The sequence below is a fragment of the Bacteroides sp. OF03-11BH genome (assembly GCF_003604005.1).
In the GTDB taxonomy this organism is placed as follows: Bacteria; Bacteroidota; Bacteroidia; order Bacteroidales; family Bacteroidaceae; genus Bacteroides; species Bacteroides ovatus.
This window is the reverse complement of the sequence record NZ_QTMW01000008.1, coordinates 23,436-35,161: the sequence shown is the minus strand read 5'-3', so window position 1 is coordinate 35,161 and position 11,726 is coordinate 23,436. Positions and strand designations below refer to the sequence as shown.

The following is an 11,726-nucleotide window of genomic DNA, read 5'->3' as shown; positions in this document are numbered from 1 at the left end:
TCCACATCATTCAAGAATCAATTTCAATTCTGTCACCTTAAAGTATGAATTACCTTTAGCCAGAGAAGTCAGGAATCCAATGACAACATCCGTTGTCTCCGTCACTTCAAATGAAGGTGTAACCAACGTACCCGAATCATTCGCTGTTCCCATTTTATCATAGGCCACATAAACTCCATTTAGTTGCTCAAGATCAGCGACATTCGGTATATCACTTTCACTATCTCCTTTAGCTATCAATACGGAAATAAAGTTCCCCGCATCAGTAACTACCAATGTATATGCATAAGTGACTTCCAGTCTGTATTTACCAGGACGGAGCGTAGCAACCTGCCACATTTTCCCATTCGTATAAGCTTCTTTATCCCATCCATTCTGGAATGCTAACGTTAAGCCTTCTTCTGATTTATATTGCATTCCGGAAACAGTCGTATTGCCTTTTGCATTGAACGATGCTACATTTTGATTCCACACTGCCGGAGTCCACCATTCACCGTTCTTCCAACTTTCATCATTTGCCTTGGCAAACGGCTGCTTATAGTTTTGAAGATAAAGCACTGTCACATCACCCTTCGAGTTAGGATTGAACATTGCACCACCTGTCATTGTATATCCGTGAATAGTCACAGTCACACTACCTGTCTGATAATCAGCAGGAGTTGTCGCAACAATAGTAGACTCATCCACCAGCTCAAATTCGGCCGGCGTTCCATTGAAACTAACAGAAATATCGGATGGATCCGTACCAAAGTTTTCACCTGTTATAGTGACCTTGTCTCCCGTATCGGCTACCCCTTCACCGTCTTCACTATCAGAAGTCACTGTAATGACACGTGGCGTAGGCAGTACTGTATAATGACCGATATTCTCCACCTTTTTATTATAAATCTGTAAAGACAGATTGCCTGTTACTGCAGTTTCCGGCACTTCCACTACCAAACGGTTATTTTTGCAATCGAGTACTTTATTGGATTGGGCTTCACCGAAGAAAACTTTCACTGCTTCAGCACGGTCACCAAAATTGGTTCCCGTAATAACTACCTGTGTAGTGACATATCCGTCCGTAGGATAAATGCTCTCCACTACTGGCACAGGATAATCATAAACTCTATACTTGGGGTCTTGCTCACAACCGGAGAAAAGTGCGGAAACACAAGCAAGTATTGCCAAGTGAAATGTATATTTGAATAAAAACTTCATATAATCTATGGTATTATACGTTAAACGATTGAATGATTAATATCCTGGATTTTGTACCAGATTTGAATTCAGGTTGATTTGATTTCTTGGAATCGCCCACAAATAATCTCCCTTAGTAAATGCGCAGTCGGATGATTTGAGGAGCACTACACAAGGTAATTTGCCTTTACCTGTTTCCACTTCTTCCGTCCCCTTCGTAAAGATAGCCGGATTGAAAGCACTGGTAGCATTCCCGTTTTCGTCTATAAATGCCGTCGGATAGCTGGCATTACCTACTACCGCACCGCAACGAGACTCATTCAGATTCTTCTCCGCAATACCCCAACGTTTCAGATCGTCACAACGGAAACCTTCCATATAGAGTTCCAAAGCACGTTCACGGCGGATCTCATCCAACATTACCTGATTGACTGTCTTACTCGCATTTGCCGGCACTCCTTCCTGAATTCGCTTTGCCAATGCATTTGTTAGGTTAGCAATTCCCGCACGGGCACGGATTTTATTTATCGACTTATTCAACTGGTCATCTGATATTTCACCATAGCGTTCCATCACAGCTTCGGCATAGTTCAAGTATACTTCTGCCAACCGAAGTACCGGATAATTGGCCGATTCATCTTTACTTTGGCGTTGAATATCGGTAATAGCAAACTTGGAAACACCATACCCACAGTTCTCAACAGTCAGGCTCGTAGCATATGAACCTATATAAGAAGTCAAACGGAAATCCCGATTCTGAAATTCGTCCCCCGGATTTTTATATCCCTGGAACTTATCAGACATGCTGACCGGAAGCCCGTCAGTGCATAAAAACATATCAATCAATTTCCGGCTGGGACGCATATCCGTATAAATCACCTGATTCAAATCTACCTGTCCTTTACGCGTTTCCTGACTATATACAGAAGCGATGATAAATTCCTTGTTCGTCGCTCTTCCGGCACCGGCAGGATTACTGGCTTCTTCTTCAATATTAAACAGGTAACGATTGCTCATATTTCTCATAGCTGCAACATTGTTATAATTCCAAAGGGAATAAGCAGCATCTCCCATCACTGTTTCGGATAATTGAACGGATTCTTCCAGAAAAGCATTTACCTGATCGGAAGCCGGACCGGCAGAACCTTCAAAATCAGTAGAAGTGCCATTGTACTTACGCCAGGTAGCTTCATAAAGTAACACGCGAGCCTTAAATGCCTGTGCAGCCTGTTTGCTGATTTTACCTTTGTCGGCAGAGGTTATATTCTGTTCCAACGGCAACCCTGCAATAGCCTCATCCAAATCGGAGAGAATCAAGTTGACAACCTCATAACGGCTGTTACGTTTTCCATATAACTCCGGTGAAGTCACGTCGAGAACTTTCGTAACGACAGGCACTCCACCAAAAAACTTCAATAAGTAAAAATAGTTATAGGCACGGAAAAAATGACCTTCGGCTAATTCTTTTTTAATATCCGCTAAATTACCTGTATAGGAAGAAACTGCTCTTTCAAACATGTGATTAGTGGCACGAATATTACCATAGCAATTACCCCAACGGCTATCGTCATTAGGAACTCCCATCACACCGGTCCCCACACCATACGAATATCTGAAACAAGTAGAAAGATCGGATGCCGCATCCATGTGATCGAATATACTTCCATAGGAAGACTGCCATCCCAATAATTGCCCGTAAAGCCCGTTAGCATATTCACGGAAATGCTCCGGAGTTTTGAAATAAATCACATCTGTCTTGGCATCCAGTGGTTCCAAGTCAAGGAACGTATTCACACATGAAGAAAATCCCAATGCGCAGGTGCAAATTAATATATAGTTCGTTATCTTTTTCATATCTTCTATTCTGTATTTAATTTTCCATAGCTACTATAAAGTGATGTTCAGACCGAACGACCAAGTACGTGCAAACGGGTATCCACTGTTGTTGGAGGCTGCTCCCATTTCCGGGTCGAAACCGTCTCGAATACTAGTAGCTTCCCATAAATCATTACCAGAGAAGTAAACACGTACTTTTTCCAGTTTCACCTTGCGCGTCCATATCTGCGGCAATGTGTAGCCGACTATTAATGTTTTCAAACGGATATAGCGGTTATTCTGCATCATAAAGTCGTTATTCTGATAATTCCAGCGTGCGAGATTCGCATTGGTAGTCAAGCGAGGGAATTCAGCATTCGGATTGCTCTCTGTCCATGTCTTTCCCAAATATGTCGGGTTCTGATTGGCAGTACGTGTTTGAAAAGGATAAGCCATCCAGTCATTACGGATAACATACTGCTTGCCGACACCTTGGAACATTGCGTTCACATCAATACCTTTCCATGATCCTCCCAGTGTGAAACCGAAAACAAAATGTGGATTGGAGTCACCGAGATATTGCAAATCGCTATTCTCATTCCCTGCACCGGAAATCTTATAATCACCATTCAAATCCAAACGTTTGGTATCACCTGGACGCAACCGGCTTGCACTTCCTGCTCCTACACCAGTCAAATCTTCTTTACCCTCTCCATAGAGTGCATAATAGCGGTCTACTTCTGCCTGATCTTTAAAGTAACCATCTGTGCGATAAAGGAAGTACGAATTCAACGGATACCCATTCACGGCTGCATTCCAACCAGCCCCATAAGAATCTGCTCCTTCCATCTCTTTCAACAGACTCTTTGTATCACCAATATTAAAGTTGGCATAGTAAGAAAAGTCTTTAATCTGATCGCGCCATCCAATAGTGAATTCCCAACCTTTTACATTCAAATGACCACTATTCGTTTTAGGAGCTTTACCTCCTAATACACCCGGATATGTGACATTTACCAACATACCGGTATTATCTTTTATAAAATAATCGAATGTAGCTTTCAAACGATTATCGAAAAAGTTAAGATCGATACCAAAGTTTTTCTGTGAAACTTTCTCCCAAGTACGGTCATAAGAAATTAAACCGCCAAAACCTGAAGATACCTGATTGGCAGGTATAGTTCCAAAACCGGCTGTTCCAAGAGAGACAGTAGACACATAATCGTAATCACCCAGCCCGACATCATTACCCGAACTACCGTAACTTAAACGCAACTTACCAAAAGAAAGAACAGGTTTTAAAAATTCTACAAATTGTTCTTCCGAGAATGCCCATCCCAAAGAGACAGAACCAAAGCTTTTGAAACGATAACCGGGAGCAAACTTGGAATTTCCGTCACGACGCCCCATCAATTCAACCATATATTTTTCCGCATAGTTATAATTCAAACGGGCAATATATGAATAGGTACCATTATGAGTCTTTCCTCCACCGTTACCCTGTGTACCCGTAGCCAAATTCAAATCGTAAATTCCGGCATCCTCAAACTTCTCACGGGCGGTAACAACTTTCTTAGTCACCCATTTCTCGGCATTGATGCCGAACATAGCATCTATATTATGTACTTCGGCAAATGTACGCTTATATTTCAATAACCCTGAATAGTACTGATACCGGGCATTATTTGCCTGTACCAAATATCCCGGCTGATGGGAATCTTTAAAATTCAGCACATCTTGCGGAGTACTAAGGGTTTGTGTTGTTTCATATACTAACTTCGCCGTCTGCTCGCCGAACCAATTGTAACACTGTACCGGAAGCGAATAGCGTTCTCTGCGATATTCCTCATTTTGAAATGAAGCAGTACCCTCGAAAGTGATTCCTTTCCAAATATCCACCAATGCTTTAAAATCGACACGAGTAGTCAACTTCTCTCTCTCGTCACGTCCACCATCCGTTGTAGCTGCTGCCGCATTGCGATCACCTACATTACCGAAGTTAGCGTACCATTGTCCATAGGGATTTTTTGCCGGGAAAAACGGAGCATCGTTTCCGTAAAGTGTACGGTCGATACCATGTGTGGGTGTTTCGGTATTTGTTTTAATCATACTGGCTGAAGTCTCCAGTTTGAACCAATCAGTCAATTTGATTCCGTAGTTCAAGCGCAAGTTCAACTGTTTCTGTCCGTCATAGGCTGTAGCCAGATTAGCCTGGTTATCAGCATAAGCTAATGAAATGCGGTAATCGGATTTATCCGTAGAACCTGCTACACTCAAGTTATGCTGGTAAGAATAACGGCGGGCAAACAATTCATCCAGGCGATTGGCATTACCAACGAACATCGTACCCCAATCGGCTACAGTCGACTCATAAATACCTTCAATGCCTTGAGCCATCTTCTTCAGGTTTTCTTCTCCCCAGCCCCACCAGTCATGTTCCGGCATTTCTTTATTGGCTTCCAGCCACATGGAAGCATATTCCTGCATACTGGGAGAGAAAGCCATAATACCATTGGTAGTAAAACGCATATTGAAGCCATAATCAACCGTTGTCTTGCCTTTACCTTTTTTGGTAGTTACCAAGATAACGCCATTAGCTGCTTTCGCCCCATAAATGGAAGCTGAACCGTCTTTCAAAACACTAATATTCTCAATATCATCTGAGTTTAGATTTTGGAATGACTCTGAATTCAATACAGGTACCCCATCTACAATAATCAACGGACTACCTCCATTGACAGATGTCAGACCACGAATCTGAAAATTTAAACCTTCATTACCCGGACGTGAGGAAGAACGAGTGACTACCAAACCCGGAGTGGCTCCTTGCAGAGCAGCACCGACATTGGTAATGGCACGACTTTCCAATACCTGGCTACCAATTTGTTCTACCGCCCCTGTCAACGTCGCTTTTTTCTGCGTGCCATAACCCACTACAACAACCTCGTCCAGTGCATTATTATCTTCCTTTAATACCACTTTAAAATCAGAGCGGTCATGAAGGTTAATAATCTGATCTACATATCCGATATAGCTAACTTTTATCTGTTTGGCATCAGCAGGAATATTCAGCGTAAACCGACCGTCAATATCGGTAATTACTCCTGCATTACTTCCTACGACCACTACATTACAACCAATTAGTGGTTCACCATTCGCATCTGTCACAAGTCCTTTGATGGTGCGGCCCGTCTGGACTACCATCAAACTCTCTTCTACAGAATCATTTGCATAGAGCAATACACCGGGCGAACCACCCAGCAGCATGGCGAAAGCCAATGCGACTCCTTTTGAACATAAGAATTTGGATTTAATTTCCATAATACTATTAAATTGTTAAAGTTAATATGTGTTTTTCCGAATCTGGTATTTAACCGACTTTGGAGAATTCATTTTTCAAATAGGTGCGAACCGTTTTACGAGCCAGTAATAGTTGACATTCTACTGTACGGGGAGATAAGGACAGCTTTCCTGCAATGGCAGGACAAGAGAGTTCATGATTGAAACTAAGTTCATAAATCTGACGGCGTTTGACAGGAAGAGCTTCCATAACCTGGTCATGCATCTTCTTTAGTTCACGAAAATGAATGGTATCTTCTGTGGTATTCCGACTGGTGTCTTCCATCCTATTATATATGTAGGCGACGAAATCTTCCTGTTTATAATAACGACGGATTTTATCGGTTACTATATTGCGAGCGATGGTAAAAAGCAAAGACCAGACTGTATCTTTGTTCACGAATGCCCTGTGTTCCCATAAGCGGACAAAGACATCCTGTGCCAAATCTTCCGCTTCATGCGGATGGCAAATGCGGATAGCGATATAGTTCTTGATATACTCCTTATATTTAAGATAGCATTCAGAGAAGAAGTCGTCAAATGTAGCTTGCTGTTTATTCATGGCATTAAATTTATCCGTTTAACGATGATACAAAAGTAGGAACAAGTTTCAAATTCAAATATCACAAAAGTAACAGATAACAAAACTATCGTAACAAGCGTGTATTTTTGCAAAAACTTCCCATTTCATCGGGATAAATCTAACTGTCACACCAATAAAAAAGGGGATGTCGTTACATTTGACGACTCCCCTGTTCTTATATTTGCATGGATGAAAGCTTTCATCCGGAAGGATTCATTATTTATTTTCCTGTGATGCCTGGAAATCCGGTATACGTTTTACGTTCGCACCTTTCATCACACCTCTTTTGATCGCTTCATTCGTATCGGTGATTTCTTTCTTCACACGTTTATAGTATTCTTTTGTCAGTCCTTTCTCTACTGCTTCCGATTCTGTTACTGCCCAAAGATACTGATAATCCATCAACATCAAATCCGGTGCCACTATTTTAAAGAAAACACTATCATTTGCAAATTTTTCACGTAAGTCTCCCAAATAGATGGTATCTGCAGGATTTACCTCCTTAACATTTGCATTATTTTTTGAACTGCTACCTCCGCAAGAGGATAACATCAAACCTCCTACCAATGAAATTAAAACTAATACTTTCATATCAACATATATTATAAAATAAAACTTCTTCTGCCCCAATGTGAACAAGAACTTAAAATTATCTCACTTATTGAGCGCAAATGTAATAATTAAACTACAAACACAAACACAATGTCATTCTTTTCTTCCCGATTCCTCGGCATATTGCTTGGGAAGCATCCCGAACATTTCTCTAAAACACTTCGAGAAATAGCTGGGTGAACTGAATCCTACCCGGTTCGCTATTTCAACAATCGGCAACTGACTTCCTTGTAATAACTGTGCCGCCCGTTTCAAACGGATGCTGCGAATAAAGTCCGTCGGTGTGTGTCCGGTGATGGATTGTAACTTACGGTAAAGACTCATACGCACCATACCCAAATCACCACTCAACTCTTCTACACCATATTCAGGATTATCCATGTTCTTCTCTATGTATTCCAGACACTTCTGTATGAGTTGTTCGTCTACTGAAGTAATAGTGATAGCGCTCGGATTTACTTCTATGTTTTTACGGAATTCCTGTTTTCTCTTTTCCTGTTGCTCTATCAGCTTTTCGATGCGTACCATGAGCATATCAAAGTTGAAAGGTTTTGACATATAAGAGTCTGCTCCTACCTCATAGCTGTTAATCTTGATATCATCGGCAGTGCGGGCCGTCAACAATATCACAGGTATATGGGAAGTCTGCACGTTCGTCTTGATCCGACGGCAAAGTTCGATACCGTCTACTTTCGGCATCATAATATCGCTGATAATCAGGTTCGGATTTTCCTCTATCGCTTTTCGCTCTCCTTCCTCGCCGTCTGCCGCTTCAATGATTTGATAAAAATCTTCTAACTGTTCTTTCAGGAAAGTACGGAATTCCTGATTGTCCTCCACTAACAACAGTTTCTTCAGGTTATCATCGACTGTAGATGTAGTGGTTTCTTTCTCTTTAATGTCTGGTGTTTCCGTTCCGATGATTTCTTCCGGCAGTTCGTTCGGTTCCGGTTTCAGGTCCATCGGCAACCAAACGGTGAATACTGATCCACGATCTATCTGACTGTCCACTTTAATACGGCCACCATGTATATTTACATATTCCCTTACCAAATGAAGTCCGATGCCACTGCCTATTTTTTCGTCCCCTTCATTTCCTACCTGATAGAAACGGTCAAAGATATAAGGAAGGTCTGATTCGGATATTCCGATTCCAGTATCAGATACGGATATTCTCACGTAGTTTCTTTCTTCTATCTCTTCTGTCGCGAGCTGTAAGTTCACTGTGCCTCCCTGCGGTGTATATTTGAAGGCGTTGGACAAGAGATTATTCATAATCTTATGTACCTTATCCCGGTCGAAGAACATATAAAGCGCTCTATGTTCAGATTGGTTCACAAAGTTAAGGTGCTTCTCTACTGCCATTGGCATGAAGTTGTTATAGGCAGAAACAATAAATTCCTCCATATCGCCGTTCATCAGATGCAACCTCTCTCCTTTCATTTCCAGTTTGCGGAAATCGAGTAGCTGATTCACCAATGACAATAGGTTTTGAGCATTCTTATAGATGGTATTCAGTTGCTTTTTCATCGCATCGTCTGTCAATCGACGTATCACCATGTCTAATGGCGTGATAATCAATGTCAGCGGAGTGCGGAGTTCATGGCTTATATTTGTGAAGAAGCGGAATTTCATCTGATCCAGTTCTTCTTTCTGCTTCAACGCTTCCTCTTCTTGCATACGAATCATCTTCTGCCGGTTGCGGCGGTTTATTACGTAGATCAGCCCGAAGATTAAGAGAATAACTAAAATTGCATAGAAAATACGAGCGGCCAGTGTATCCCAGAATGGGGGATGAATTACAATTTTGAATGCAGACTCCGGTCCCCATATCCGGTCGTTTCCGGCAGCGGACACACGGAAGATGTATTCGCCCGAAGGGAGATTATTATAGACCACACGTCCTTGTCCATTCTCAAAAAGGGTTTCCGTCCATTCTTTGTCAAATCCTTCCAGTTGGTAACGGAAAGAGGTTTGAGAAGGATTAGGGAAGTTCAGACCAGAAAACTCAAGTGTGATATAGTTCTCATCATATTTTAATTGTACTTCGTCCGAATAACTTAATGCTTTATCAAATAAGACACGTCCGTTATATATTTCGCCCGAAACAACCGGAACATTAAACAAGCGGAATGAGGTAAACAGAGGACGATTGAGGCACTGATTATCTATCATGTTTTCTGGTGAGAAAGCAATAAAGCCGTTCATCAGCCCCAGGAAAAGCTGATTGTCCCTGGTCATTAACGAAGGGAAACTATATAAATCATCCTGACGGATTTCATCTTCCGACAGACAGCTGATTACATGAAAACTGTATTTATCTGCTCTTCTGTCTACTTTTATCTTATAAATAGAAGTGACTGTCGAAATCCATATATCATGGTTCTTATCTTCCACTACGTTCAGGATAGCTTTAGACAGACCTTCTTCTTTCCCTAATGTGTAGCTTTGCCCATTGTAAGTCAAAACGCTCAAGCCATATTGTGTAGCAAACCATAAAGTTCCCTCATGGTCTTTGAGGATCTGATTATACTTGATACTTCCCTGATTGAAAATAGAATTAGCCTGCCCGTCTTCCTCCGGTATCCATATTTTATTCGTTGCAGGATCGTAAATGTAGAGTCCATTATCACTGCCTACGACCAACCGGGATCGATTATCTATGGCCAATGCATTCGCTACTTTATATTTTTTGAGTTCGGGAAACTGTTCGGACAATAAGTTTATTTGCCCGTTTTCAGGATTGAATAATCCTACACCACCATATATACTTACCCACAATCGACCGGAAGAATCTTCGACCATGACACGGATATTACTGAAATCCAATTCATTCTGATAATCCGTATCGGGATAATCGTAAGATTGTACCTTTCCATGATCTATGCAGTAGAGCCCATCGTGGTATGTTCCGACCCAAACACGCTTCTTGCTGTCCTCATAAAGTACACGGCAATTCTTCTGACTGAATTCATGATAGAATCTGTTCATGCTTTTAGTCTCCGGTTCATAGCGATAGACACCCTGCGTAGTACCCATCAGAATTTCTCCTTTAGATGTTTCGAGCATACAGCGGATTTCCTCTCCTTTCCAGTCGCCATTTATCATCTTCTTATTGTACAGCACTATTTTATTCATGCTGGGATGATAATAACACATTCCCTGATTATAAAGTCCTATCCAAACGGAATTATTTTCCCGGTCGCAATAGATGCTTTGAATACCGTTTCGTACTGTATTACCTGATAATAAAGGAATATCCAGTGTCCGGGTTACAGAGAAATTGTGCATATCAATGACATAGAATCCATCGATAACGGTTCCTACCCATGCATTTCCACCTTTATCCACATCCATAGAAGTAAACCATGAATAGTGTCCGAGTTGGATACCTGAAATTTGGTTCCATTTTTTATTATAGACATCATAATAGCCTACTCCACGATCCCACATCAACCAAAAGTCACCATTATCGAGTATCTTCAAAACCACACGGTCATCCGGTTTCAGTTGGTCTTTCAGGAAATCAAGTTGATGCACGAAACGTTTCTTTTCTAAATCGTAGCAACGGATAGCCCCTTTCTGATGAACCATCCAACTGTATTTTCCATGACTTTCTACTCCGAGTAATCCTCCATAGTATTCCATAAACTCATCATTCCTACAAACCTGTTCGATTGATTTTGTCTCTGCATCGTACATATAGACAGAGGAACCCGGCGTCAGAAACCAACAATATTTCTCTGAATCAATAATCAGGTCCGCCACTTTATCCTTTAAGCCGAATTGTTGAAATAAAGAATCTACGTTATAGATGTACTGTTCGGTAGTCAAATCGAAGACGCGTAGGCTCTTGCGTTCTTTCATCCACAAACGTTTGTCGGCATCAATATATTGTTCGGGAATAATATGGTTATATGCTATCGAATATTCGCCATGAATATTGAAAGGGAAATTTGAATAGTTCGCACCATCATACAGGCTTAATAACACAGTACTTCGCACACCGATACGTCCGTCGGGAATGGGGAAAACGCTTTTTACATAGTTATCCGGTAATCCTTCGACAACTCCAATCTGGCGGAATACATAAGGGGATTCTTGCGAGCTAATATAACCCGGATACAATAATCCCATTAGTATGATTAACAAACATATTCGAATTTTCATGGCCATCTTTTTTTGTAGTACTATATTA

6 protein-coding genes are annotated in these 11,726 nt (G+C 41.3%); all 6 read right to left on the bottom strand.

Annotated features, from left to right (window positions below; all coding sequences use genetic code 11):
- Positions 1–6: 6 nt before the first annotated feature.
- Entirely contained in the window at positions 7–1,200 is a 1,194-nt protein-coding gene (locus DXA54_RS07975) for a DUF5013 domain-containing protein (RefSeq protein WP_008648444.1), read from the bottom strand.
- A 36-nt stretch (positions 1,201–1,236) separates the two neighbouring features.
- Positions 1,237–3,033, bottom strand: coding sequence for a RagB/SusD family nutrient uptake outer membrane protein (locus DXA54_RS07970; RefSeq protein ID WP_004305870.1), 1,797 nt, complete (start codon positions 3,031–3,033; stop codon positions 1,237–1,239).
- Positions 3,034–3,066: 33 nt separating this feature from the next.
- Positions 3,067–6,315, bottom strand: a complete 3,249-nt coding sequence (locus DXA54_RS07965) for a SusC/RagA family TonB-linked outer membrane protein (protein ID WP_008648447.1) — start codon at positions 6,313–6,315, stop codon at positions 3,067–3,069.
- Positions 6,316–6,364: 49 nt separating this feature from the next.
- On the bottom strand, positions 6,365–6,895 hold the full coding sequence (locus DXA54_RS07960; protein ID WP_004302348.1) for a sigma-70 family RNA polymerase sigma factor: 531 nt from the start codon (positions 6,893–6,895) through the stop codon (positions 6,365–6,367).
- A 237-nt stretch (positions 6,896–7,132) separates the two neighbouring features.
- Positions 7,133–7,507 (bottom strand): hypothetical protein, encoded by a 375-nt coding sequence (locus tag DXA54_RS07955; protein ID WP_004305864.1) that lies wholly within the window; start codon positions 7,505–7,507, stop codon positions 7,133–7,135.
- Positions 7,508–7,621: 114 nt separating this feature from the next.
- A complete protein-coding gene (locus DXA54_RS07950) occupies positions 7,622–11,698 on the bottom strand; it encodes a hybrid sensor histidine kinase/response regulator transcription factor (RefSeq protein WP_117610831.1) in 4,077 nt (1,358 codons plus the stop codon).
- Between the last annotated feature and the right edge of the window lie 28 nt (positions 11,699–11,726).

Excerpts from the sequence above, each read along its gene's own strand:
- DXA54_RS07975 (WP_008648444.1), bottom strand. The coding sequence starts at position 1,200 with ATGAAGTTTTTATTCAAATATACATTTCACTTGGCAATACTTGCTTGT.
- DXA54_RS07970 (WP_004305870.1), bottom strand. The coding sequence starts at position 3,033 with ATGAAAAAGATAACGAACTATATATTAATTTGCACCTGCGCATTGGGA.
- DXA54_RS07965 (WP_008648447.1), bottom strand. The coding sequence starts at position 6,315 with ATGGAAATTAAATCCAAATTCTTATGTTCAAAAGGAGTCGCATTGGCT.
- DXA54_RS07960 (WP_004302348.1), bottom strand. The coding sequence starts at position 6,895 with ATGAATAAACAGCAAGCTACATTTGACGACTTCTTCTCTGAATGCTAT.
- DXA54_RS07955 (WP_004305864.1), bottom strand. The coding sequence starts at position 7,507 with ATGAAAGTATTAGTTTTAATTTCATTGGTAGGAGGTTTGATGTTATCC.
- DXA54_RS07950 (WP_117610831.1), bottom strand. The coding sequence starts at position 11,698 with ATGAAAATTCGAATATGTTTGTTAATCATACTAATGGGATTATTGTAT.